The organism is Methylobacterium fujisawaense (genome assembly GCF_014138435.1).
Taxonomy (GTDB): domain Bacteria; phylum Pseudomonadota; class Alphaproteobacteria; order Rhizobiales; family Beijerinckiaceae; genus Methylobacterium; species Methylobacterium fujisawaense.
In genome coordinates, this window is sequence record NZ_JACJIM010000006.1 from 75592 (window position 1) to 99743 (window position 24152).

At 71.1% G+C, this 24152-nt stretch carries 22 protein-coding genes; 9 read left to right on the forward strand and 13 right to left on the reverse strand.

Annotation, left to right across the window (positions count from 1 at the left end):
* Positions 1 to 27 precede the first annotated feature (27 nt).
* Positions 28 to 861 (forward strand): OmpA/MotB family protein, encoded by an 834-nt coding sequence (locus GGQ91_RS19070; RefSeq protein ID WP_182592647.1) that lies wholly within the window; start codon positions 28 to 30, stop codon positions 859 to 861.
* 36 nt (positions 862 to 897) lie between these two features.
* Here GGQ91_RS19070 and GGQ91_RS19075 read toward each other — a convergent pair whose 3' ends face one another.
* On the reverse strand, positions 898 to 1392 hold the full coding sequence (locus GGQ91_RS19075) for a CAP domain-containing protein (RefSeq protein WP_182592648.1): 495 nt from the start codon (positions 1390 to 1392) through the stop codon (positions 898 to 900).
* A 204-nt stretch (positions 1393 to 1596) separates the two neighbouring features.
* On the opposite strand from GGQ91_RS19075, the gene GGQ91_RS19080 reads away from it, so the two are divergent.
* A complete protein-coding gene (locus GGQ91_RS19080) occupies positions 1597 to 2619 on the forward strand; it encodes a diguanylate cyclase domain-containing protein (RefSeq protein WP_182592649.1) in 1023 nt (340 codons plus the stop codon).
* On the opposite strand, the gene GGQ91_RS19085 is transcribed toward GGQ91_RS19080, so the two are convergent.
* Positions 2620 to 5337 carry a DUF3772 domain-containing protein gene (locus GGQ91_RS19085; protein WP_182592650.1) on the reverse strand — a complete coding sequence of 906 codons (2718 nt, stop codon included), beginning with the start codon at positions 5335 to 5337 and terminating at the stop codon, positions 2620 to 2622. It lies immediately after the preceding gene.
* Positions 5338 to 5846: 509 nt separating this feature from the next.
* Here GGQ91_RS19085 and GGQ91_RS19090 point away from each other — a divergent pair.
* Complete coding sequence (locus tag GGQ91_RS19090) at positions 5847 to 6395, forward strand: HNH endonuclease (protein WP_043346385.1); 549 nt, start codon at positions 5847 to 5849, stop codon at positions 6393 to 6395.
* 16 nt (positions 6396 to 6411) lie between these two features.
* On the opposite strand, the gene GGQ91_RS19095 is transcribed toward GGQ91_RS19090, so the two are convergent.
* The 3 genes from GGQ91_RS19095 to GGQ91_RS19105 form a co-directional block, all read right to left on the reverse strand.
* Positions 6412 to 6654, reverse strand: coding sequence for a hypothetical protein (locus GGQ91_RS19095; protein WP_182592651.1), 243 nt, complete (start codon positions 6652 to 6654; stop codon positions 6412 to 6414).
* 31 nt (positions 6655 to 6685) lie between these two features.
* On the reverse strand, positions 6686 to 7630 hold the full coding sequence (locus GGQ91_RS19100) for an outer membrane protein (RefSeq protein WP_053611315.1): 945 nt from the start codon (positions 7628 to 7630) through the stop codon (positions 6686 to 6688).
* Positions 7631 to 7882: 252 nt separating this feature from the next.
* Positions 7883 to 8857, reverse strand: coding sequence for an outer membrane protein (locus tag GGQ91_RS19105; RefSeq protein ID WP_043346381.1), 975 nt, complete (start codon positions 8855 to 8857; stop codon positions 7883 to 7885).
* A 277-nt stretch (positions 8858 to 9134) separates the two neighbouring features.
* Between GGQ91_RS19105 and GGQ91_RS19110 the strand changes: the two genes are divergently transcribed.
* On the forward strand, positions 9135 to 9473 hold the full coding sequence (locus GGQ91_RS19110) for an MmcQ/YjbR family DNA-binding protein (protein ID WP_043384808.1): 339 nt from the start codon (positions 9135 to 9137) through the stop codon (positions 9471 to 9473).
* A 4-nt stretch (positions 9474 to 9477) separates the two neighbouring features.
* Here the strand turns inward: GGQ91_RS19110 and glmM are convergent, their stop codons facing one another.
* The 6 genes from glmM to pal form a co-directional block, all read right to left on the reverse strand.
* Complete coding sequence (gene glmM, locus GGQ91_RS19115; RefSeq protein WP_043384857.1) at positions 9478 to 10818, reverse strand: phosphoglucosamine mutase; 1341 nt, start codon at positions 10816 to 10818, stop codon at positions 9478 to 9480.
* A 133-nt stretch (positions 10819 to 10951) separates the two neighbouring features.
* Complete coding sequence (locus GGQ91_RS19120) at positions 10952 to 11698, reverse strand: sulfite exporter TauE/SafE family protein (RefSeq protein WP_043346365.1); 747 nt, start codon at positions 11696 to 11698, stop codon at positions 10952 to 10954.
* A 223-nt stretch (positions 11699 to 11921) separates the two neighbouring features.
* Positions 11922 to 13844 carry an ATP-dependent zinc metalloprotease FtsH gene (gene ftsH / locus GGQ91_RS19125; RefSeq protein WP_043346363.1) on the reverse strand — a complete coding sequence of 641 codons (1923 nt, stop codon included), beginning with the start codon at positions 13842 to 13844 and terminating at the stop codon, positions 11922 to 11924.
* Between the two features lie 3 nt (positions 13845 to 13847).
* Entirely contained in the window at positions 13848 to 15014 is a 1167-nt protein-coding gene (gene tilS, locus GGQ91_RS19130) for a tRNA lysidine(34) synthetase TilS (RefSeq protein WP_403091484.1), read from the reverse strand.
* The gene (gene ybgF / locus GGQ91_RS19135; RefSeq protein ID WP_043346361.1) at positions 15002 to 15988 is read right to left on the reverse strand and encodes a tol-pal system protein YbgF; all 987 of its coding nucleotides are present in this window, start codon (positions 15986 to 15988) and stop codon (positions 15002 to 15004) included. The genes tilS and ybgF overlap by 13 nt, the downstream gene beginning before the upstream one ends.
* A 112-nt stretch (positions 15989 to 16100) precedes the next feature.
* Positions 16101 to 16595 carry a peptidoglycan-associated lipoprotein Pal gene (pal, locus tag GGQ91_RS19140; protein WP_043346359.1) on the reverse strand — a complete coding sequence of 165 codons (495 nt, stop codon included), beginning with the start codon at positions 16593 to 16595 and terminating at the stop codon, positions 16101 to 16103.
* A 352-nt stretch (positions 16596 to 16947) separates the two neighbouring features.
* On the opposite strand from pal, the gene GGQ91_RS19145 reads away from it, so the two are divergent.
* Positions 16948 to 17352 carry a response regulator gene (locus tag GGQ91_RS19145; protein ID WP_043759618.1) on the forward strand — a complete coding sequence of 135 codons (405 nt, stop codon included), beginning with the start codon at positions 16948 to 16950 and terminating at the stop codon, positions 17350 to 17352.
* Positions 17353 to 17421: 69 nt separating this feature from the next.
* On the opposite strand, the gene GGQ91_RS19150 is transcribed toward GGQ91_RS19145, so the two are convergent.
* On the reverse strand, positions 17422 to 18456 hold the full coding sequence (locus GGQ91_RS19150; protein ID WP_043384815.1) for a WcbI family polysaccharide biosynthesis putative acetyltransferase: 1035 nt from the start codon (positions 18454 to 18456) through the stop codon (positions 17422 to 17424).
* A 74-nt stretch (positions 18457 to 18530) separates the two neighbouring features.
* Between GGQ91_RS19150 and GGQ91_RS19155 the strand changes: the two genes are divergently transcribed.
* The 3 genes from GGQ91_RS19155 to GGQ91_RS19165 all read left to right on the forward strand — a co-directional run bounded on the left by GGQ91_RS19155 (position 18531) and on the right by GGQ91_RS19165 (position 21299).
* Positions 18531 to 19598: a GSCFA domain-containing protein gene (locus GGQ91_RS19155; RefSeq protein WP_043346353.1), complete on the forward strand. Its 1068-nt coding sequence runs from the start codon at positions 18531 to 18533 to the stop codon at positions 19596 to 19598.
* A gap of 93 nt (positions 19599 to 19691) precedes the next feature.
* Positions 19692 to 20291 carry a nitroreductase family protein gene (locus tag GGQ91_RS19160; protein WP_182592652.1) on the forward strand — a complete coding sequence of 200 codons (600 nt, stop codon included), beginning with the start codon at positions 19692 to 19694 and terminating at the stop codon, positions 20289 to 20291.
* 156 nt (positions 20292 to 20447) lie between these two features.
* Entirely contained in the window at positions 20448 to 21299 is an 852-nt protein-coding gene (locus GGQ91_RS19165) for an SHOCT domain-containing protein (protein WP_182592653.1), read from the forward strand.
* 123 nt (positions 21300 to 21422) lie between these two features.
* On the opposite strand, the gene GGQ91_RS19170 is transcribed toward GGQ91_RS19165, so the two are convergent.
* The gene (locus tag GGQ91_RS19170) at positions 21423 to 22448 is read right to left on the reverse strand and encodes a KpsF/GutQ family sugar-phosphate isomerase (RefSeq protein WP_043759616.1); all 1026 of its coding nucleotides are present in this window, start codon (positions 22446 to 22448) and stop codon (positions 21423 to 21425) included.
* A 228-nt stretch (positions 22449 to 22676) separates the two neighbouring features.
* Between GGQ91_RS19170 and GGQ91_RS19175 the strand changes: the two genes are divergently transcribed.
* Positions 22677 to 24110: an FAD-linked oxidase C-terminal domain-containing protein gene (locus GGQ91_RS19175; RefSeq protein ID WP_053611317.1), complete on the forward strand. Its 1434-nt coding sequence runs from the start codon at positions 22677 to 22679 to the stop codon at positions 24108 to 24110.
* Positions 24111 to 24152 lie beyond the last annotated feature (42 nt).

Here is a 24152-nt window from a genome sequence, read left to right on the forward strand (position 1 = left end):
CGGCGGAGCGCCCGCGGATGGCATGACATGGCCAGGAAGAAGCGCGGCGGCGCGCATGGCGGCCACGGCTGGTTCGTCACCTTCGCCGACCTGATGGCGCTGCTGATGAGCTTCTTCGTGATGATCGCCGCGTATTCGACGCAGGACCAGAAGAAGATGCAGATGGTGGCGGGCTCCATGCGCGACGCCTTCGGCGTGAACACGGAGTCCAAGTTCGCCGGCATCATCGAGACCGACGGCCTGCCGGCCGCCGACCACGTGAAGCACCTGCGCGACATCCCTCCCGAGCAGGCCACCGACCGGACCACGCCGCCGCGGCTCGACAAGAGCAGCGAATTCGGCCTGACCGACACCGGCGAGCCGGAGAATTTCGGCCTCGCGGCCGCCTCCCTGCGGCAGGCCCTGCAGAGCCTGCCGGACTTCGCCGAAGTGTCGAAGAACGTCGTGATCGCCCGGACCGAGCAGGGGCTCGACGTGTCGATCGTCGACCAGGACGGGCGCTCGATGTTCCCGGAAGGCTCGACCCGGCCCAACGACCGCACCCGGCGCCTGCTGGAGAAGCTCGGCCCGGCCCTGCGCCAGATGCCGAACCGGATCGCCGTCACGGGCCACACCGCCACGGACCGCCCCGGCCGGCGTCCCGCCGCGCCCCCGTGGGACTTGTCGGCGGGCCGCGCGGTCAGCGTCCGGGAGATCCTGGCCGGCGCCGGCGTTCCGGACGACCGGTTCGCCATGGTCGCCGGCAAGGCCGACACCGAGCCGATGTTCCCCGACAACCCCTACATGCCCGCCAACCGGCGCGTGACGGTGACGCTGCTCAAGGAGGCCCCGCCGGTCCCGAACGTGAAGGGATTGCCGTGAGGACGCCGCGGCGCCGGGCCCGCCGGTCAACCGCTTCTATCGGGCGGTGAGCAGAGCCCAGTAGACCTTGTACTTCGAGCCCGGGGCGTAGGCGGTGGCGATTCCCATCCGGGTCGCTTCGGGCGCCAGCATGGTGGCGTCGTGGGGCGGGCTCTCGCGCCAGCCGGAGAAGGCTTCGGCCAGGGTGTGGTAGCCGGCCGAGAGGTTGGCGTTCACGTTGGCGTAGCCGAGCCGTTCCACGGCGCCCTTGACGGTCTGGGCCCGGCTCGGCCGGTCGGCCAGGGCCATCGCGGCCGCCTCGGCCTCGGCCAGGCGCTGCAATTCGGGATCGACCGTCAGGGGCGGCGCGCCGCGGTTGCGGCGGTAGGACGAGATCATGTCGCGGGCCGCCGCGACGTCGATCTGCGCGCTGTTGCTGGCGAGGGGCAGGTAGATGCTCGGCAACGCCGCGGTGCTCGGCGCCTGGGTGGCGCAGCCGCCGAGCAGGGCTGCCGCGGTCAGCGCCGCCGAGCCCGTCGCGCGACCCAGCATCCTGCCCGTGATCCGGCCGAGCCCGCGCCCCGCATGCCGACCGTCCCGATCGCGTCTCGTCACGACTTACCCATCCCTGCGACGGTCGAGCCGCCCCGGCGGCATATAGGCGCTGCCGGGCCGTCGCGCATCGGACGATTAGGGCTTCCTCAAAGACCTGTCGTCTAAACGTGCACCGACCTCACGACCGAGCGTTCCCTGACCATGCTGGAGACGCCCCGCGATCGCGCCGTCGATGGGCCTGCCGGCCCGTCGGCCCAGGCCGAATCGGCCACCGATCCCGACGCCGCGGCGACGCTCGCGTTGCAGCAGGCGATCATCCGTGCGCAGGCCGGCCTGCTGGCGCGTCAGGAGCGTTCCCTGGCCGCCGCCGGGACATGGCTGTGGTCGTGCCGCCTGGATGACGGCGCCCTCGATTGGTCCGGGGGAGTCCACGATCTGTTCGGCATCCCCCGGGGCGCGGCGCTGCACCGCCCGCGGATCCTGGAATTCTACGAGCCGGCCTCGCGGCGGCTGCTGGAGTCGATCCGCCGCCGGGCCATCGCCGGGCACGCGAGCTTCCGGCTCGATGCCGAGATCCGCACCGCCTGCGGCCGGCCGCGTTGGATCCGCATCCGCGCGGCGGTCGAGACCGAGGGCGGACGGCCAGCCCGGCTCTTCGGAACCAAGCAGGACGTCACCGAGGAGATCGCCCGGCTGGCCGAGCTGAGCCGGCGCGCCGACCGCGACCCTCTCACCGGACTGGCGAACCGCCACGCCTTCGAGGCGCAGTTCGACGCCGGATCGTCCGGCGCCGGACCGGATCCCCTCGGTGCCCTGATCCTCATCGACCTCGACGGGTTCAAGCCGGTCAACGACCTCCATGGCCATATCGCCGGTGACCAGTGCATCCGGCACTCCGCCGCGCGGCTCGCGGCCATCTGCCGGGACGCGGCCCTCGTGGCGCGCATCGGCGGCGACGAATTCGCCGTGCTCCTGCGGGCGCCCGTGGATCTCCGCGCGCTGGCGGAGTGCGGCCGGCGCATCGTCGCCGCCCTGAGCCGGCCGATTCCGTATCGCGGACAGATGGTGCGGATCGGCGCCTCCGTGGGCATCGCCCTGGAGGTCAAGACCGGCATCGCGACGGGCGGCAGCCGGACCCGGCTGTTCGAGCGGGCGGATGCGGCGCTCTACGCCGCCAAGGATGCGGGCGGGAACGCCGTCCGCATCGCCGTCGGGAGCGGCTAGTCAGCCGCCTGCGCTCCGCAGGCTGCGGTCGCGCGGAACCCGGGCCGAGTCGCCCCCCTCCGGGACATCCGTCGGCTGGATGAAGCGGCTGGCGATCTCGCCCATGGCGCTCTGCATCGTGTCGAGGCCCTGCACGGTGACGATGCTGGAGCCGGGCCCGAGCGGCGGGATGAAGCCCGCCTCCGAGAGGGTCGAGAACACGGAGAAGTTCAGGTCGGTCACCACCTTCTGGCCGAGGCTCACGTCCACGATCCAGACGAGCAGCTCGAATTCCAGGAAGGGATCGCCGATCTTCTTGAACACCACCCGGGGCGCGGGCTCCTTCAGGACGTCGGAATGGCCCTGCGCGCAGGCCGCGATCATCTCGGCCGCACGGACCGGGTCCTGGTTGCGCAGGACGCTGACCGTGATGCTGACGCGCCCCGTCCGGTCGCCCCGCACCCGGTTCTTCACCACCCCGGAGATCAGGTTCGAGTTCGGCACGATCACGGCCGAGCGGTCGAAGGTCTGGATCTCGGTGGAGCGGACCGAGATCCGCTTCACGATGCCCTCCTGATCGCCGATCACCACCTGGTCGCCGACCCGGATCGGGCGCTCCCACAGGAGCAGCAGCCCGGAGACGAAGTTGTTGACGATCGACTGCAGGCCGAAACCGATACCCACCGACAGGGCGCCGGCCACGATGGTGAGCTTCTCCAGGCTCAGGCCCAGATACGAGAAGGCGAGCGCCAGCGCGATCAGGAAGCCGCAATAGCCCGCCACCGTGGTGATCGAGTTGCGCAGGCCCGCATCGAGGTCCGTGGCCGGCAGGTAGGTGTTCTCCAGCCAGCGCTGCACGCCGCGGGTGATGAACACGCCGACCACCAGGATGCCGATCCCGAAGGCGATGCTGGAGAGCGAGATCGTGACGTCGCCGACCTTGAAGCCGAAGAAGGCCTGCCGGACCGAGGAGACGATGTCGGTGGAATCCAGGCCCCAGGGCGCCAGCACGAGGATCGCGGCCGCGAGGAACAGGACGAGCCGGGCGGCGCCGGTCGCCAGGACAGAGATCTGGTTCAGCGAGCGCTTGCGTAGGCCCGTATTGGCCTGGAGCGTGGTGGCGAGCCGGGTCTCGTCGCTGAGCGCGCGGCCGACGAAGATGTCGACGCTCTGGACCAGCAGGTAAAGCAGGACCAGGACGCTGGCGTCCCAGATCAGCTGGTCGATCAGGAACGCCGCGAAGGCGACGTAGCCGACCAGCGCGCCGAGGCCGATCAGCGCCACCGCGGCCCAGCCGAGCAGCCGCGCCGGCCCGCCGATGCCCGTGGTGGTCTTGGTCGGCACGTAGGGGCCGAAGCAGGCTTCCTCCTCCTGCTCGGTATCGGCGAAGCGGTGGAGGCCGACAGCCAGGATCAGGGCCGTGGCGACCGCCCCGATGCCCCGCGTGGCGATGGAGATCGGCAGGGCCGCCGAGATCCCGGAATTCAGGGCCTCCACGGACTTCACCACGGTGATCACCGTGGCGATGCCGACCGCGAGCCGGGTCAGGCGCGTGGCCGCCGCATCGCTCACCGGGGCCGGCCGCCACGCCGGCTTCTCGGGGCTGAGCAGCCCGTCGCAGAGGGCCTCCACGAAGGCGATGAAGGCGAGCCCCCCGAGGATCGCGGCGGCCACCGGCAGGAGCCGGGACGGCAGCAGGTTGGTGGCGTCCAGCGCGTAGTAGACCGCGTAGGACCCGGCCACCGCCGGCACCGTGCCGAGCAGGATCACCCGCCAGGCGGCGAGCATCACGGCGCGCCGCGACGGATCGGTCCGGGCGGCGTCCCGGCGGGCGCCCTTGGGGGCGATGTTGCGCCGGCCGAAATACAGCGCCACCGAGATCCCGAAGGCGAGCCCCAGGAACAGCAGGTTGGTGAGGCTGCCGTTGCGCGAGAACAGCAGCCCGATATCCGAGACGGCGCTCTGCAGGGCGCGCGTGTCCCGGGGCACGTCGCCCATCACCTTGGTCCAGAGGCCGGGGCCGACCAGGGGCTGGGAGCGCTGGAGCAGGTCGCGGGTGAAGGATTCGCGGCGGCGGTTCGAGACCCGGTCGACGATCTGATCGCCCTGCACCACCAGGGCGCGGGCGAGGCGCTGGGTCTCGTCGATGCGGGTGACGGCGGCCTCGCGCTCGCCGCGCTCGGCGGCGACATCGGCGCTCTCCTGGGTGTCCTTCGGCTTCGGACCGAGCTGGGCGAGGCGCTCGCGCGCGGCCTCCAGCGGCGCGTCGAGCCGGGTGACCAGGGTGCGGATCTCGTCGGTGACCGTGACGGCGCTGTCGCGGATGGCCGTGAGGTCGGCCACCGTCAGGTCCGTATGCCCGAGCTGCTTCTCGCGGGCGTCGAGCTCGGCCTTGGCGGCGTCGAGCTTGGCCCGGACCTTCTTGAACTGCTCGGGGATCTCGGCCTTGGCGGCCGGCGGGGCTGCGGGCTTCGCGTCGGACGGCTTCGCGCCGGTCGCCTGCGCGTCGGGCGCCTTCGTGTCCGGCGCCTTGCCGTCCGCGGGCTTGGCCTCGGGCGCGGGCTTGGCGTCCGCGGGCTTGTGATCCGCGGGCTTGGCGGCGGGCGCCGGATCCTGGGCGAAGGCCGGCAGGGTCAGGGCCGCCGGGGTTGCGAACACCAGCGCGGCGAACAGAACGAGCAGGCGGGACAGGCGCGACGCGCCCTCCGGCTTCAGGATCCGCGCTGGGATATGATGCATGAGCAACCTCTCGTCGGGCGCACGGCGGCCGGCCGGGGTCCGGCATCGGCGAATCGGCGGCGATCGGGGACCGGGCGGGCCTCCTGGCGGCCGGGCGCTCTGGGCGAGCAATAGGGCGAAAGCGTGCCCCTGCCCACCCCGGCGCCGGATCCGGCGCCAGCCGGCCGCTGTGGGTGCGTCCCCGCGGCCCATCCGGAAAAGCTTCACAAGGGTGTCACGCTGGGATTAGATGAACACCTGATGGACAGGGCCTTTTCGTCGCTACGCGAAAGGGCGCGGCCGGTGGCGATGCCGGCCCGGCCCGGCCGCGTTCCGGATGTTACCGCATCGACCGGCGCCCCCGCGCGCCGGCCCGCCGCCCTGTTGTTCCCTCCGCCTCTCCCGTCAAGCCGTCGCTCCGCGCGCCGGCTCGTCCTGCATCGGCCGCGGGCCGGTTCGGACGGGCCGGCGGGGCGGCGGCCTGGTCCCGCGCGTTCTCCGCGCCAGAGCTAGTCCGAAGAGTCGCGCCGATGATGGATCTCCAAACCCTCGTCCTCAACGCGGATTATCGGCCGCTCTCGTACAATCCGCTCTCCCTCTGGTCGTGGAAGGACGCCTTCACGGCCCTGTTCCTCGACCGCGTCACCCTGGTGGCGAGCTACGACGTCGAGGCACGGTCGCCCTCGCGCTCCCTGCGGGTCCCGAGCGTGGTGGCGCTGAAGAACTACGTGGCGCTGGCCCGCAGCCCGGCCTTCACCCGCTACAATATCTACCTGCGCGACGGGTTCAGCTGCCAGTATTGCGGCCTGCGGCTGCCCTCGGGGGGCCTGACCTTCGACCATGTGGTGCCGCGCTCCCGAGGCGGGCTGTCGAGCTGGGAGAACGTCGTGGCGGCCTGCTCGCCCTGCAACCTGCGGAAGGCCAACCGCACGCCGGCCGAGGCGGACATGCCGCTGATGACCGAGCCGCGCCGGCCGACGCGCTACGAGCTGCACCACCGGCAGCCCGAGTTCGACCACCGCCAGTACCATCACACCTGGCTCGATTACCTGTACTGGGACAGCGAGCTGGAGAACTGAGCGCGGCCCGCGGCCCTTACCAGACGGGCTCGCGGCGGGGCGGCTCGTTGTACATCGGGACGTTGGGGTTGCGCGGCAGGTAGTCCCGTATCAGCACCGGCGGCGGGATGGCCGGCACCGGCCGGACCCGCACGACGCGGCGCGTCGGGTGATGCGCCCCGCGGCGCTCCGCGAAGGCCGGCCCATGGACGAGCACGAGACCGGCGAGCAGCGCGGCGCGCGACGTCAGGGGCCACAGCCTCAAGGGACGGTCAGTCATGGTCAGGATCCGGCCGTTGCGGGAGGCGTGATCAGAACTTCACGGCCGCGCCGCCCCGGACGGTGTTCAACTCTGCCTTGTGGCCGTTGAAGTCCTGGAACTGCACGTACTGGTACTCGCCGCGCACCAGGATGTTGGGCGTGATGGCGTATTCCAGGCCGAAGCCGAGGGCGACGCCGCCGATGGTCTTGGTCCGCGCATTCGCCGTCAGCGTCGTCGGCGCGTACGGGATGGTCTGGACACCCTGCCCGGCCGGCGTCGAGCGGTTGAGGGGGAAATTCGGATTGAAGCTCGCGTAGCCGTGATTGTAGACCGCCGCGGGAAGCCCGGTCGTCAGGGCCTGATTCGCCGCATAGGTCGTGGCGCTGTAACCGTAATTCTGAACCGCCACCGTGTCGTTGATCGTCACCTGCCCGATCGCGGCGCCGGCTGTGACGTAGGGGAGCAGGTTGCCGAACGCGTAGCCGGCCCGGGCTCTGATGCTGCCGTAATCGTCGATGCGTGTGTTCGACGTTCCGGACAGATTCACGGTTTCAGAGTTGCCTCCGGATGTGGTCATGATGCGGCTGATGCTGTTGGTCGACCAGCTGTTCTGATTCGTGTGCGTGTAGTCGGCCTCGATACCGAGGACGATGTCGTCGAACTGCACGTTGAACCCGGCGAAGGCGCCGAAGCTGGCACCGTGCGTCCGGGTGCCTGGCAGCGACAGGAATTTCGAGACGCTGAATTCGTTTTCGATATCGCGATAACTGAAGTAATTCGCCAGCGTGGACTGCATCGCGTCGCGCTGTGCTAATCCACCCGAGGTATACCCCCCGTGGCCGCCCAGATACACGCCGCTCCAGTCGACCACCGGAGCCGGGACCGGATCGTAATCGGCGCCGCGCAGGTAATCGTAGTCCAGATCGGCGGCGCGGGCGGTGTTCACGCCGCAGAGACCGAGAACCGCCAGCAGCGGAAAGGTGACGGTACGCATCGGGATCGTCCTGGGACAGCAAGAGACGGCAGCGGATCGAGCCTCACCCCGGTGATACGTCGGTAACCTTAATTCTCCGTTGCTGAACACGATGACGGATTTCCAATCCGGAGATCGCAATCCCGGCGTGACGCGTCGGGTATCGGCGGCGTTCAGGCCCGGATCGACCGGAACGGGGCGTGGAAACGCGAAACGGCGCGGAGAGCCTCCGCGCCGTCATCGCCTGTCGGTGGGATCGGGACCGAGGCCCGATCAGTACTTGCGCACCAGCGGGCCGGGGATCGGCTCCGGCATCAGCGGCGGCAGCGGGGCCGCCACGAGGCCGCCGAGGTAGTAGCGCAGGCCGATCTTCACATCGTGCGCCTCGATGTCCTTCACCTTGATCGCCTGCAGGCTGCCGGTGCAGCACGGCACGAAGCCCGGTCCCGTCTCGGCCTTGCCGAGGTTCAGGTAGCGGTAGGCCAGTTCGATCTTCAGCGCGTCGGTCACGTTGTAGGCGAGACCGGCATGGAGCGCCCAGGCGAAGCTGCCGGTCGTCTTGTCCTTGTAGAACTTGCTGCCGCTGTTGGTGTTGTACACCGCGTTGCCGTTCGGGTCGTAGACCGGGGCGTACGGGATGCAGCCGCAGCCGGCATTGGTGTAATCGTAGGCGTAGGTCGGGCTCGTGAACTGCTGGTTCGTCGAGTAGCTCGAGACGTGGTTGAAGGCGTAGCCGACGCCGCCGCCGATGAACGGCGTGATGCCGTACCACGTGCCGAGGTCGAAATAGGCGTTGGCGAGCACCACCGCGGAGTCGAAATTTCCGCTCGACTTGTTCACGCCGTACGACCCGAGCCCGTTGTCGAAATCGGGGCCCTTGTAATACTCGCTGCCGCGCAGGCCGGTCGAGTAGCGGTACTCGCCGGTGATGTCGCCGCGCAGGAACGGGGTGAACTGGTAGCCGACGCCGACGCCGGCAAAGCCGCCGCCGCCGATCGTGTTGCCGAAGGCGCGGTTGGCGTCCGGATAGCCGGTGTAGTCGTAGGCGTCGCTGTAGCGCGGACGGGTGTAGATGCTCGCGCCCACGTCGCCGCGCAGGTACCAGCCGCCGCCGACCTCGATCGGCGGGGGCGGGGGCGGAGGCGGCGGCGGAAGCAGCAGATCCGCGGCCGCGGCGAGGCAGGGCGCGCCGACGCTCGCCGCGAGCGTCAGGCTACGCACCAAAGCGTTCAGCTTGGAGCGGGCCATGGAGATTCCTTCACTGGACTCGTGAGCCGGACGCGCGGCGCGCGGTCCCGGGGTACGCAGCGAAGGATGGAAGCAACGTCTTAAATCCGGCTTAACGTTAAATGTTAGGCTTGCGCATCCGTTGCCGGCCTGTCGAAACCGTTATCCGGACGCGACTTGCTTGCCTCTGCCGCCGGGGATCCCCAGGTTGGTCCGGTTCATCTGTCTTGGATGGGACCCATGCGCCCCCCGACCATCGCCGCCCGGCTGCCCGGGCTCCGCACCGGCTGACATCCCCATGGGTCCCGAGGACGTACGCATCCTGGCCCCGATGCTGCCCGAGACGGTGACGGGCGCGCACAGCGGCAACCCGGATTTCCGGGTCGGCGGCCGGGTCTTCGCGACACTCTGGGTCGAGGAGGCCCGGGTGGTGCTGCGCCTCGCGCCCGCGGATCAGGCCGCCCTGTGCGCGGCCGAGCCCGATCTGTTCACGCCCCTGGACGGCGCCTGGGGACGCCGGGGCTGGACCAATCTCGACCTCGATCTCTGCGACGAGGAGACCCTGCGGACGGCGCTGCTGGGGGCGTGGCGCGTGACCGCGCCGCCCGATCTGCGCGCCGCCTACGCGGCGGCCTGACCGGTCAGGCCGCGGCGCGGGTCACGGCGTCGACCACCTCGTCGACCACCGCGTTGACGAGGCCGCGGTCGTCGCCCTCGGCCATGACGCGGATCACCGGCTCGGTGCCCGAGGGGCGGATCACCAGGCGGCCGGCATTGCCGAGCCGCTCGCGGGCATGCTCGATGGCGCTGACGACGCTGTCCTGGCGGAGCGGCTCGCCGCTCCGGTAGCGGACGTTCTTGAGGATCTGCGGCAGCGGGTCGAAGCAGTGGCAGACCTCGCTCACGGGCCGGTTCTGCCGCTGCACCACGCTCAGCAGCTGCAGGGCCGCCACGAGGCCGTCACCCGTGGTCGTGTAGTCCGACATGATGATGTGCCCGGACTGCTCGCCCCCGAGATTGTAGCCGTGGGCGCGCATGTGCTCGAGGACGTAGCGGTCCCCCACCGCCGTGCGGGCCAGGGTGAGACCGAGGCCGCCGAGATAGCGCTCCAGGCCGAGATTCGACATGATCGTTGCGACCACACCCGGCTGCGTGAGGCGCTCGTCTTCCTGCCAGGAGCGCGCCACGACCGCCATGAGCTGGTCGCCGTCGACCACATGCCCCTTCTCGTCGACGATCAGCACCCGGTCGGCATCGCCGTCCAGCGCGATGCCGATATCGGCCCGGCGCTCGCGCACCTTGTCGATCAGCGCCGCGGGCGCGGTCGAGCCGACATCCCGGTTGATGTTGAAGCCGTCCGGCTCGGTGCCGATGGCGATGACCTCGGCGCCGAGCTCCCACAGGGTCTCGGGGGCGACCCGGTAGGCCGCGCCGTTGGCGCAGTCGACCACCACCCGCAGGCCGTCCAGGGTCACCTGCCGCGGCAGGGTCCGCTTGGCGAACTCGATGTAGCGGGCATGCACGCTCTCGATGCGCTTGGCCCGGCCGAGATCGTTGGAGCCGGACAGGCGCTTGTGCATGTCGGCGTCGATCAGCCCCTCGATCTCGTGCTCGATCGCGTCGTTGAGCTTGAACCCGTCGGGCCCGAACAGCTTGATGCCGTTGTCCTCGAACGGGTTGTGCGAGGCCGAGATCATCACGCCGAGATCGGCCCGCATGGAGCGGGTCAGCATCGCCACGGCCGGCGTCGGCACCGGCCCGAGCAGCAGCACGTCCATGCCCACCGAGGTGAAGCCGGCCACCAGCGCGGTCTCGATCATGTAGCCGGAGAGGCGGGTGTCCTTGCCGATCACCACCCGGTGCCGGTGGTCGCCGCGCTGGAACACGAGGCCCGCGGCCTGCCCGACCTTGAGGGCGAGCTCCGGCGTGATCACGCCGTTGGCCCGGCCCCGGATCCCGTCGGTTCCGAAATACTTGCGCACCATGACGTCTCCGAGACCCGAGGGCGGGCCGGGCAGAGCCTAGCAGATTTCGGTGAAATCCGGAGCCGGACGCTCCCCGACGGTGAATCGGTTGCTTCCCGACAAAGGCGTTCGAAATGGGGCGGCGCGGCGTTTACAGGAGCCGGGGCAGCGCCGACGCCAAGAGGGTGAGGCCCGAGAGCGTGAGCAGGCTCAGCACGAGCCTGCGGAACGCCACTTCGCTGATGCCGCCATAGGCCCGGGTCCCGAGGAGCGTGGGGATCAGCATGGCCAGCAGGACCACGGCCAGCATCGGCAGGACGGGCGGGGTGATGATCCCCGAGGCGAGATAGGTGATCATCGTCACCGCGAGCATCGCGAGGTTGAAGTTCTGGACGATCGTGCGCTGCACGTCGCGCTCGTAGCGGCGCAGGGTGCACCAGAGGGTCGGCAGCACGCCCGTGAAGCCGCCGAGGGCGCCCATGACACCGCCGGCAAGGCCGACCGCGGCGTCGGCGATCCGACCGCCCGCCGTGACCCGCGGGAGGTCCCGGGCGAACAGCATCACCGGGCACCAGACCATCAGCAGGAGGCCGAGCAGGGCCTTGAACCGGTCGGCGTCGAGGCTGGGCAGCAGCAGGACGCCGAGCGGGATACCGGCGAGGCCGCCGAGCACGAAGGGCGCGAGGCTCTTGAGATCGACGCCACGCCGCACCGAGACGGCGGCGACGATCTGGCCGGCGAGCCCCCCGGCCACCGAGAGGATGGCGGCAAGCTTCGGATCGATCACCCAGGCCCAGAACGACAGGGCCACGAGGCCGAAGGCGAAGCCCGACAGACCCTGCACGAAGCCGGCGACGCCGGCGCCCAGGGCGACGACGAGATAGGTCGAGACCGGCATGGAAGCGTTTCTGCGACGGGGTGAGGGTTTGGCCAGTCCGGCCCAACCCCCGGGTGGGCGGCACCGAAGCTTCGGCCGTTTTGGCGCGGCCGAGTCATAAACGAGCCGTCCGGATTGTCACAGGCGGCTGCCGACGCGGTCCGTGCGCGCGTCGCATCCGGCGCCGGCACGAAAAAGGGCGCCGCGGGGCGCCCTTTCCGGTGGTCGTGCTGTTGTCCGTGCCTCAGGCCTGCGGCTGCGGCTCCAGGCCGCCGTCGCTCTCCTTCGGCCGGCCGCGGCCCGCCGAGGGGACCGAGGAGCCCCGGGCCGGGGTCGGCGGCACGTCGCCGCCGTCGCGGATCGGAGGCTGGCCCTTGAGCAGGTTGCGGATCTCCTCGCCCGAGAGGGTCTCGTATTCGAGGAGTCCCTGCGCCAGGGCTTCCAGGTCGTCCTTGTGCTCGGCCAGGATGCGGCGCGCCTCCTCCAGACCGGTCTCCACGAGGCGGCGGACCTCGGCGTCGATCTTCTGGGCGGTCGATTCGGAGACCGATTGCTGCCGGCCCATCGACATGCCGAGGAAGACCTCGTCGTTGTTGTCGCCGTACGCGACGGTGCCGAGCTCCGGCGAGAAGCCCCAGCGGGTCACCATCATCTTGGCGAGGCGGGTCGCCTGCTCGATGTCCGACTGGGCGCCCGAGGTCACCTTGTCCTGACCGAAGATCATCTCCTCGGCGATGCGCCCGCCCATCATGATCGCCAGCCGCGAGGTCATCTGCTCGAAGCTCATGGAGAGCTTGTCGCGCTCGGGCAGCTGCATGACCATGCCGAGCGCCCGGCCGCGGGGGATGATCGTCGCCTTGTGCACCGGGTCGGTGGCCGGGACGTTGAGGGCGACGATGGCGTGGCCGCCCTCGTGATAGGCGGTGAGCCGCTTCTCGTCCTCGGTCATCACCAGGGTGCGCCGCTCGGCGCCCATCATGACCTTGTCCTTGGCGTCCTCGAACTCGTGCATCGTCACGATGCGCTTGCCGCGGCGGGCCGCCAGCAGGGCCGATTCGTTGACGAGGTTCATCAGGTCGGCGCCCGAGAAGCCCGGGGTGCCGCGCGCGATGGTCTTCAGGTCGACGTCGGGGGCCAGCGGCACCTTGCGGACGTGGACGCGCAGGATGCGCTCGCGGCCGGTGACGTCCGGGTTCGGCACCATGATCTGGCGGTCGAACCGGCCGGGCCGCAGCAGGGCCGGGTCGAGGACGTCGGGGCGGTTGGTCGCCGCGATGATGATGACGCCCTCGTTGGCCTCGAACCCGTCCATCTCCACGAGGAGCTGGTTCAGGGTCTGCTCGCGCTCGTCGTTGCCGCCGCCGAGGCCGGCGCCGCGGTGGCGGCCGACCGCGTCGATCTCGTCGATGAAGATGATGCAGGGGGCATTCTTCTTGGCCTGCTCGAACATGTCGCGCACGCGGCTGGCGCCGACGCCCACGAACATCTCGACGAAGTCCGAGCCCGAGATGGTGAAGAACGGCACGTTGGCCTCGCCCGCGACCGCCCGGGCGATCAGGGTCTTACCGGTGCCGGGCGGGCCGACGAGCAGCACGCCGCGCGGGATCCGGCCGCCGAGCCGCTGGAATTTTTGGGGGTCGCGGAGGAATTCCACGATCTCCTGGAGGTCTTCCTTGGCCTCCTCGACGCCCGCCACATCGTCGAACGACACGCGGCCATGGGCCTCGTTCAGGAGCTTCGCCTTCGACTTGCCGAACCCCATGGCGCGGCCGGCGCCGGACTGCATCTGGCGCGAGAGGAAGATCCAGGCGCCGATGAAGACCAGGATCGGCAGCCAGCTCACGAGGAGCTGGATGAACCAGGGGGTGTTGTCCGACGGCGGACGGGCGGTGATCTGCACGCCCTTGCCCTGGAGCTTGGAGACCAGGCTCGGGTCGTTGGGCGCGTAGCTCGTGAAGTTGCCGCCGCCGACATAGGTGCCGGACACGTCCTGCCCTGAGATCACCACCGACTGGATCTTGCCGGCATCGGCGTCGTTCAGGAGCTGGCTGTAGGCGATCTCGCTGCCGCCACCCCGGTGCCCCGGGTTCTGGAACAGGGTGACCAGGGCCAGCACCAGCAGGAAGATGACGACCCACAAGGCAAAGTTGCGAAAATTCGGGTTCATCGATCAATCCTTGGCGCGTGCGACCCCCAGGACGGACATGCCACGCGGCTGTTCCGGTCCATCCGTGCACACGTCACCAATGTAGGCGGGGGGCTCTCCCTTGCCAAGTAATTCGGGAGCCCCTGCGGCGAGGGCAGCACCTGCCCCCCTGCTTCGGCGCGGCGGAGCGGGGGCGAGGCTCACGGCTCCCCCCGAATCGGCGGAGACGAGAAACCCCGCCAGGGTGCGCCGGATCGGTTCCCGGCGGCGCAGGGCCGGCAGGAGCGATTCGAGGACCAGGGCCTCGAGGCGTTCGAGGCGGCGCGGTGCCGCGCCGGCCCGGGTCAGGGCGAGATCGAGGCAGCGCAGGACCACGGCATCCGGCAGAACCGCCAGGGCGGCTCCGTCGAGGCGCAGACCCGTCCCCGCCCCCGGTCCGGGCCGCCCCGTCCTGTCGAGGGCCTGCTCCGCCGCGCTCCGGAGCGCGGCCTCGTCGCGGGCGGCGCGCTCGGCGAGCCGGGCGAGACGCGCCGGGGTCAGGCCCTCGCGTTCCAGAACCGGCCAAGCCTCGCGCAGGCGGCCGCGGGCGAAGCGCGGATTCCCATTGGCGGGATCGCGGACATACGCGATGCCGCGCTCCTCGCACCACGCCACCAGGGTCGCCTTCGGCAGATGCAGGAACGGGCGCCCGAGGCTGAGGCCGGCGGCCAAGGTCCGCTCCGCGCGCATGCCGGCAAGCCCCGCGAGGCCGCTGCCGGCCGCGAGCCGCATCAGCACCGTCTCGGCCTGGTCATCCTGCGTATGTCCGGTGAGCACGAGACCGGCGCCGATCGCCGCGGCCTGAGCGGCGAGCAGGGCGTAGCGGGCGGTGCGGGCCGCATCCTGCAGGCCGGTGCCGGGCTTCGCACCCGCCCAGGTCAGGAGTGCATGGGGCAGGCCCAGATCCCGGGCGGCACGGCCGACGCCCTCGGCCTCGGCTTTCGAGCCCGGTCGCAGGCCGTGATCCACGGTGGCGACCTGCACGGCGACCGGGCCAGCGTCGCGCAGGGCAGCGGCGGCATACAGCAGGGCGCTCGAATCGGGGCCGCCCGAGACGGCGAGGAGGACACCCCGCCCGCCGCGCGCGGCCGGATCGAGCCAGGGGCGGAGGGCGCCGAGGACCGGGTCGCCCGGGTCGCTCAGGCGCCGCAGCGGGCGCGCTTCTGTTCGCGGGCGACGCCCTGACGGACGCCGCTGCCGGCATTGGGGAATTTCCGGTCGAGCTCGGCCAGGGTCGCGCAGGCCTGCTCGCGGGCGCCGAGCGCGTTGAGCGTGACGCCGAGCTTCAGCATGGCATCGGGCGCCTGGGAGGAGCGGGCGTAGTCGGTGGAGACCTTCAGGAACTGCTCGGCGGCCTCGCGGTTGCGGCCGCGGGCGAGGTAGCTCTCGCCGAGCCAGTAGGTCGCGCCGGCGACGCGGTTGTCGCGGGGATGCGACTGGATGAACTGGCGCAGGCCCATCTCGGCCTGCTCGTACTGCTTGGCCCGGTACAGCTCGACCGCGGCATCGTAATCGGCGGCCGGATCGCCCGTCCGCGTTGCCGCGACGCTCTCGGAGGGCCGCGCCGGGATCGCCCCGGTCCGGGCCGGCGGCCGCAGGTCCACGGGCTCGTCGTAGCCGGGGGCGCCGGCCTCCGCGTCCTCGTCCTCCCCGTTGATCGCACCCTGCGGCAGGCGCTGCGGCCGGGGCGCAGCCTCGGCCGCCTCGACGGCCTCCCGGGGCGGCAGCGGCGCCGAGGGCTGGGTGCTGCCGAGCTGCATCGGGGTGCCCGGGGCGCCGGGGGCCTGGGCCGGGTCGAAGGCGTCGCCGCGCTTGCCGGGGCGTCCGGCGCCCGGATTCCCGCCGTTGACGGGGCCCGACGGCGCGGGAGCGGCCGAGGGCTTGCCGCCCTTGCCCTCGTTCAGGCGGAACTCGACGTCCTCCTGGAACTTGCGCAGCTGCTCCTTGAGCTGGCGGTTCTCGTACTGGAGGGTCTCGATCTGGCCGGCCATGAGCCGGGACTGGTTCTCGATGCGGCCGAGGCGCACCACCAGCTCGGAGGCGTCCTGCGCGACGGCCGGGTGGCCGAGGAGCACGGCTCCCAGGATCGTGGTGAGCGCGAGGCGAGTGCGAAGACGGGCGGACATGGTGGGGGTGCGATCCGGTGGCGGCGCGAGGCCCTAACAGATGCGCCGCACCGCGGCAAAACTGCGGCGCGGCGGCGGCCGGGGCCGCCTCCGGGTAACGCGTCGCGACGGCTTACGCTCCGGCGCCGCGGTCGAGGACGATCACCGCCCGGCGGTTCTGCGACCAGCAGGAGATGTCGTTGCACACCGCCACCGGCCGCTCCTTGCCGTACGAGACCGTCCGCATGCGGTTGCCCGCGATGCCGCGGGTGGCGAGGTAGTCGTTCACCGCCTGGGCCCGGCGGGCGCCCAGGGAGAAGTTGTACTCGCGGGTGCCGCGCTCGTCGGCATGGCCCTCGATGATGAAGGTGTAGCGCGGGTAGCGCTGCAGCCACGCGGCCTGCTTGTCGAGGGTGGCGGTCGCGGTGGGCGTCAGGTCGGTGGAATCCGATTCGAAGAAGACCCGATCGCCGATATTGACGACGAAGTCCTGCGCGCTGCCCGGGGTCGCGGCGCCGGCCCCGAAGGCGGAGGCGTCGGCGAGGTCCTTGTCGTTGCTGCAGGCGCCGAGGCCGAGGGCGGCGACGAGGGCGAGGCCGAGGGCGGCGGCGCGGAAACGCTGGGGCATGATCTGAAAAACTCCTCGAGCGGTGCCGAAGGCCGGCTGCGGGTCTTCGAGGCGGGTCCGCATAGTCCTGGCGCCGTTGGTAGGCGGGGATGGTTAAGCGACGGTTCCGTCGCGCGGCGCGGCGGCCGTGGTGACGGTCCGCACCGAGCGATGGCGTGCGCTGACGCACCCGGGACACGCCCGGAATGCGGCGGCGGCGGGGCGGACGGAGGCGAAGGGCCATTTCGGCCGTGTCGGTTGCGGCGCGGCAACAGGCGCGGGGCTTCCGCACCGTAACGGTTCCGGCCGGGACCTTAAGGAATCCTCAACCCTAACGCTTCCTAATCGACGGGCCGAAAACCGGACCTCCGTCATGCGCCCCGCCCAGTGCGTCCTCATCGTCGAGGACAGCTACCTGCTCCTCGAGATCATCGCGAGCCTGTGCGAGACGCACGGCATCCGGGTGATCGAGGCCTCGACGGGCGAGGCGGCGCTGACCGTCCTGCGCGACCGGGGCGATGCGATCGACTGGCTGTTCACCGACATCCACCTGCCGGGGCTGATCGACGGCTGGACCGTGGCCCATGCCTTCCGGGCGATCCATCCGGACCGTCCGGTGGTCTACTCCTCGACGGACACGAACCGCCGCAGCGGCGTGCCGGGCAGCCTGTTCCTGCGCAAGCCCTTCCAGGTGCAGGAGGTCAACCGGCTGGTCCGGATGATGGTCGAGGGCCTCGGCGCGACCGACCGCGACAGCCAACTCTGCACGGCAGGCTGAGACGCCGCCTCCCGGATCACGGGCCGTCCGCATCCTTCGGTCGGACGCCCTTCACGGCCGGAGACGGCCTCAACCGCGCCGGAACAGCGCGACGATCTCCGGCGCGGCGAGCCAAGCGTCCACCCGGGGACAGGCGAGATCCCCAGGGGACGTCGCGTCGTAGATGGCAAAACTCGCCGCGATGAAGCCCGAGAGGTCGTAGAGCACCGGGAAGTCGTCGCCCCGGGGCTTGGCCTTGAACAGGTATGAGCCGGTCAGCCCGAAATGCTCGGCGATGGGCGGGTAGAGCGGCCAGACCACGTCCTGAGCCAGCTCGTCGCCGAGGTAATCCTCGATCTCCACGGGCTCGGGCGTGAGCCCGTTCTCCAGCAGCAGCCGCCGGGCGATGTCGCCGAGGACATGGACCTTGGGATGGTTCATCAGATGCATGAAGGCGCCGCGGCGCGCCCAGCGGGTCACCTCCCGCTCCAGCCCGAAGCCCAGGGCATCCGCCGCGCCGACGAGTTCGCGCACCGCCGGATCCCAATGGTCGAGATAGCCCAGGCGGGCGAACACCTCCTCGCGGAACAGGCCGGCGGTGCGCTGCGGCTCGAGGCCGAGCCGGTGGGCGGTGAGGACGATCGCCGAGTGGTACTGGCCCATCGGCGACGGCGCGAGCTTCAGGGCGGCGAGGTCCGAGGCCTGGCCGGCATAGACCATGTCCGGGTGGAAGGCCGAGAACACGATCGACGGGAAGAGCTTGAGCCGCGGGTCGGCCGCGCGCAGAGTGGCGACGTCGCCGCCCGGGATCAGCCCGGCCGGGAAGGCCTGCGAGAAGACGTGGTCGTGGGCGCGCAGGGTCCGGATCAAGCCGTCGACATGGCCGTGGTCGCGCTTCAGCGAGCCCATGGGCAGGTAGCGGACCGGGCTCTTCGGCGCGAGCAGGCGCATGGCCCGGGCGATGCCCCGCGCCTGGCAATTGCCCAGCACCGCGATGCTCGGCCCGTCACGGGTCGTGGCGGCGCGGGCGCGGTTCCGCCATGGTGTCGCCCAGGTGGGCGCCCAACTGGGTGTCGCGAGGGTGAACGCGCTGCGGGCGCGCCGGGGCAGGTCGTTCAGGGCCACGTCGCGTGCCGGTGTCAGCGGACGGGTCAGCGCCCCCGAGGGCCTGCCGCCGTCGTGAAGAAGAGGGTTCGAAGATGGCGTTGAATCCGTATACGGGTCTACCGGCCGAGCGATTCTGGCGCAAGGTCGTCACCAACGTGCCGCCCTTCGCGGTCAATCCGCACCCGAAGGACACGTTCGTCATCGGGCCGACCGACAAGGTCGCCACCGGTGGCTCCTGCTTCGCGCAGCGGGTGGCCGAGGCGGTGCGCGGCGCCGGCTTCAACTATTACCTGACCGAGCCGCCGCCCCCCGGCATGAGCGCCGAGGAGGCCAATGCCCGGCAGTTCGGCACGTTCTCGGCGCGCTACGGCAACCTCTACTACACGCGCCAGTTCGTGCAGCTGTTCGACCGGGCCTACGGCAAGTTCGAGCCGGAGCTGAAGGCGTGGCTGCGGGACGACGGCCGCTACGTCGACCCGTTCCGCCCCACGGTCGAGCCGGCGGGCTTCGCCAGCGAGGCCGAGGTGGTCGCGGCGCGCGACGCGCATCTCGCCGAGGTGCGCCGCCTGTTCGAGACCCTGGACGTGTTCGTGCTGACACTCGGCCTCACGGAAGGCTGGCGCTGGCGGGCCGACGGGGCGGCGCTGCCGCTCGCCCCCGGGGTCGCGGGCGGGACCTTCGATCCGGACCTCTACGAATGCGTCAATGCCGGCGCGGGCGAGGTGCTCGGCGACCTCAACGGCTTCCTCGACCGGCTCTGGAGCGTGAACCCGAAGGCGCGGGTGATCTTCACGGTCTCGCCGGTGCCGATGATCGCCACCTACATGGACCGGCACGTGATGGAGTCGAACAGCTACTCCAAGTCGGTGCTGCGGGTGGCGGCCGGCGAGGTGGTCGGCCGCGGCGACCCGCGGGCGGTCTACTTCCCCGCCTACGACATCGTCACGAGCAACGTGAATGCCGGGCGCTACTACAACGAGGACCAGCGCACCATCAACGATGCGGGCGTCCGCCACGTGATGCGCCTGTTCCTGGCGACCTTCGCCCGCGACCGGGTCTCGCCGGCGCCGACCCACGCCCCCGTGGACCTCGCGGCGGAGTTCGAGGGCAATGCCGGCGTGATCTGCGACGAGGAGGAGATCGAGCGCAGCGTGGCCTAGGGTCGGCATCGGGTCGGCATCGGGTTTGCCTCCGGGCAGGCGTTTCGGGCAAGCTCGGCCGCCCGGGCGCCCCGCCCTTCGGAGACGAATCCCTTGAGCCTGCCCCCGCCCCGCCGCGCCGACCACGACATCGATCCGGTCTTCGTGAAGCGGCACTCGCCCCGCGCCTTCACGGGCGAGGCCGTGCCCGAAGCCGAGCTGATGCGGATGATCGAGGCGGCGCGCTGGTCGCCCTCCGCCTACAACTCGCAGCCCTGGCGCTTCCTCTACGCGCTCCGCGGCGACGCCCACTGGGAGACCTTCCTCGGCCTGCTCGTGCCCGGCAACCAGAAATGGGTATCCGGCACCGGCGCGATCCTGTTCCTGGTCTCGAACGGGCTCATGAAGGTCGGCGACGAGCTGAAGCCCTCCTACAGCCACTCCTTCGACGCCGGCACCGCCTCGCTGGCCTTCCAGCTCCAGGCGATCCACCAGGGCTGGCACGCCCACGGCATGGTCGGCTTCGACCATGTCCGCGCCCCCGAGGTGCTGCGCCTGCCCGAGAACCACCGGATCGAGGCCGCCTTCGCGGTCGGCCGCAAGACGCCCGAGGCCGAACTCACCGAGGAGCAGCGGCCCCGCGAGACGCCGAACGGCCGCCGGCCGATCACCGACTTCACCATCGCGGGTCCGTTCCCGCCCGCCGCGGACTGAGACGGGCCGGAACCGGTGCCTTCGACCAGGGATTGTGTCCGCAGCGCAACGTCGTGGCCGGCCTGGGGCTCACCGCCGCAGGTCGGACACGCCGGGTGGCGGATCGCCGGGCCTGCACCGATCCGGTCCGCCCTGCGACGAATCGGGAGCTGGCTCATGAACCCGTCCGACAGCGCCCCGCGCGACGGTTTCTTCGATGACGGACCGCTGGACCACGCCTCGGGGCTGCAGAGCGTGGCCGAGCGCCACGGGGTCAGCCTGGATGCGGTGCGCCATCTCGTGCAGGCGCTGGAGCGCGGCCACGGCACGATGGCGCAGTTCGACCATCCGGATCTCGGCGGCATGGGCCAGTGGTTCGCCGGCGGCATGGTGATGGTCGGCCGGATGTTCGACGACGCGCTGAAGGCGCGGGTCGGTGCGCTCTGCACCGAGCTGGCCGGGGCGCTCCCGGCGGGCGGCTTCTCGGATGCGGCCCCTGCGGCCCTCCGGGGCGGCGGCGAGTGGTGGCCGGCCGGTCTCGGGAACCCGGCGAGCACCGGAGCGCAGAACGGGCTGCGCTACGCCTATTTCCCGGACAGCCGGCGGCTCGCGGTCGAATCGGGGGCGGGGGTGGCTCTCTACGACACCGGTGAGCACCGCATCACCGGCGTGTCGCAGGCGGATGGAAGCCTCGGCTTCACCGGGCCGGCCGGAGCCGTCGCCCTCGACCGCCTGCGCCGGATCGAGGCGGAGGTCGCCGCGCCGCGCCAAGCGGATCCACGCCCAGGAGACACTCACCCCGCGGACACTTACCCCGCGGGCACTCACCCGGCGGGCACTCACCCGGCGGATCCGCATCCGGTGGATGCGGCTGGGATCCAGGGTCCCGCCGCAGCGCCTGCGCCGGATCGGTCATCATCGGACGACGTGCTCGCCACCATCGAGCGTCTGGCCGCGCTCCACGCGCGCGGCGTGCTCACCGATGCGGAATTCTCGACCAAGAAGGCGGAGCTGCTGGCGCGGCTGTGAGCGGCGCCCGACCGGCGGATCCGGCGCCGGTCGTCCGACCCTCCGTCCTCATCCCGAGGGGCCGCAGCGCGACGGAGGCCTCAGGACGGGGGCGAGGATCGGACCCGCCGGTTCCGAACGGCCTCAGACGATGCCGACGCGCAGCAGATCGTGGACGTGCACGATGCCCACGGGCCGTCCGTCCGCGACCGCGAAGACCGCCGTGATCAGCCGGCGGTTCATCAGTTCCAGCGCGGTCTGGGCGAGCTTGTGGGGCTCCACGGTGATCGGGTCGCGGGTCATGATGTCCGTGACCGGCGTGTCGAGGATCGCGGGGCCCATGTGGCGGCGCAGGTCGCCGTCCGTGACGATGCCGACGAGGCGCCCGGCCGCGTCCGTGACGCCGACGCAGCCGTAGCGCCGCGCCGCGATCTCGATCAGCACCTCGGACATCAGCGCGGTCTCGTGGACCAGAGGCATGTCCTGGGGGCCGTGCATCACCTGCTGCACGGTCTTGAGGCGGGCGGCCAGGGTGCCGCCGGGATGCAGGGTGTGGAAGCGCGCCGAGGTGAAGCCGCGCCGCTCCAGGAGCGCCACCGCCAGGGCGTCGCCCAGGGCCAGCTGGATCAGGCTCGAGGAGGTCGGCGCGAGGTCGTGCGGGCAGGATTCCCGCACCCGGGGCAGTTCCAGCAGCACGTCGGCGGCCTTGCCCAGCGTGCTCTCGCCGTTGCGGGTGATGGCGACCAGGGGAATCGAGAACCGGCGGCTGAAGCCGACGAGGTCGGACAGCTCCGCGGTCTCCCCCGACCACGACAGGGCGATGATGACGTCGTCCCGGGCGATCATCCCGAGGTCGCCGTGGCTCGCCTCGGTGGGGTGGACGAAGAAGGCGTGCGTGCCGGTGGAGGCCAGCGTCGCGGCGATCTTGCGGCCGACATGGCCGCTCTTGCCGATGCCGCTGACGATGACCCGGCCCTTGCTCTGCAGGATCGTCTGCACCGCCTCCTCGAAGGCCGCGCCGAGCCGGCCCTGGAAGGCCGCGCTCGCCTCCTGCAGGGCCGCGATGCCGAGCTGGAGGCTGCGGATCCCGAGGTCACGGGTGGTGGCGAGATGCGCCGACGGCGCGTCGTAACGATCGTCGCGCAGGGCGCTGGAGGCGGGAGCGTTCATCGTTTCCGTTCTGGACCCGTCGACCGGATCCGGCACCGAGGGCCGGGCTCGCGGATCGGCGCAGCGAAGCGTGTCCGGCGACGCTAGGCAGCCGTCGTGGTTGAAATGTGACGCGGGGACGACGCAGCGCCGCACGCCGGTTGAAGGCGCGGCCGCCGCGGTCCATGCTGCCGGCACGCCATCCCGCATGCCACCCCGCGCCGCGGGCCCAAGGAGGGCACAAGCCCCATGACCATCCGCTTCCCCGACCCCGATCCCGCGATCCTCGCCCGCCGCGACGCGATCCTGGCCGGCCTCGCGCCCCTGGTCGCGCCGGAGGCGCTGGTGGTCAGCGAGGACGAGCGCCGGGCCTTCGAGACCGACGGGCTCACCGCCTACCGGCAGATGCCGCTCGCCGTGGTGCTGCCCTCCACCACCGCGGAAGTGGCCGCCGTGATGGCCTATTGCCACGCCAACAACGTGCGGGTCGTCCCCCGGGGCGCCGGCACCTCGCTCGCGGGCGGCGCCATCGCGCAGGCCGACGCGATCATCCTGGGCGTCGGCAAGATGACCAAGGTCCTCGACCTCGACTTCGCCAATCGCACCGCCCGGGTGCAGAGCGGCATCACCAACCTCGCCATCTCGGGGGCGGTCTCCCACGAGGGCTTCTTCTACGCCCCCGATCCGTCGAGCCAGCTCGCCTGCACGATCGCCGGCAACATCGCGATGAATTCCGGCGGCGCCCACTGCCTGAAATACGGCGTGACCACCAACAACCTGCTTGGCGTCACCCTGGTGCTCAACGACGGCACCGTGGTGGAGATCGGCGGCCAGCACCTCGACAGCGGCGGCTACGACCTGCTCGGCCTCGTCTGCGGCTCGGAGGGTCAGCTCGGCATCGTCACCGAGGCCACCGTGCGGATCCTGCGGGCGGCGGAAGGGGCGCGGCCGGTGCTGGTCGGCTTCTCGAAGGTGGAGGATGCGGGCGACTGCGTGGCCGCGATCATCGCGGCCGGCATCATCCCGGTGGCGATCGAGTACATGGATCGCGAGGCGATCCTCATCACCGAGGATTTCGCCCAGGCCGGCTACCCCCGCGACGCCGAGGCGATGCTGATCATCGAGGTCGAGGGCTCGGATGCCGAGTGCGACGCGATGCTGGCGCGGATCGAGACGATCGCCAAGGATTTCCGCCCGACCAGCGTACGGGTCTCGCGCTCGGAGGCGGAATCGGCCGCGATCTGGAAGGGCCGGAAATCGGCCTTCGGGGCCACCGGCCGGATCTCCGACTACATCTGCATGGACGGCACGATCCCCACCGGCCAGCTCGGTCCGGTGCTGGAGCGGATCGGCGCGATCTGCGCCGGGAAGGGCCTGCGGGTCGCCAACGTGTTCCACGCGGGCGACGGCAACCTGCATCCGCTGATCCTGTTCGACATCAACACGCCCGGCGAATTGCAGAAGGCCGAGGCCGCGGGCGACGAGATCTTGAAGCTCTGCGTCGAGGTGGGCGGCTGCCTCACCGGCGAGCACGGCGTCGGCATCGAGAAGCGCGACCTGATGCGCTTCCAGTACGATCAGGTCGATCTCGAGCAGCAGATGCGGGTGAAGGCGGTGTTCGATCCGGACTGGATGCTGAACCCCGCCAAGGTCTTTCCGCTGGATGGGCGGCTCGCGGCCTGATCGGCGGCCGCGTGACCGTCAGGCCGGACCGCAGCCGGCCTG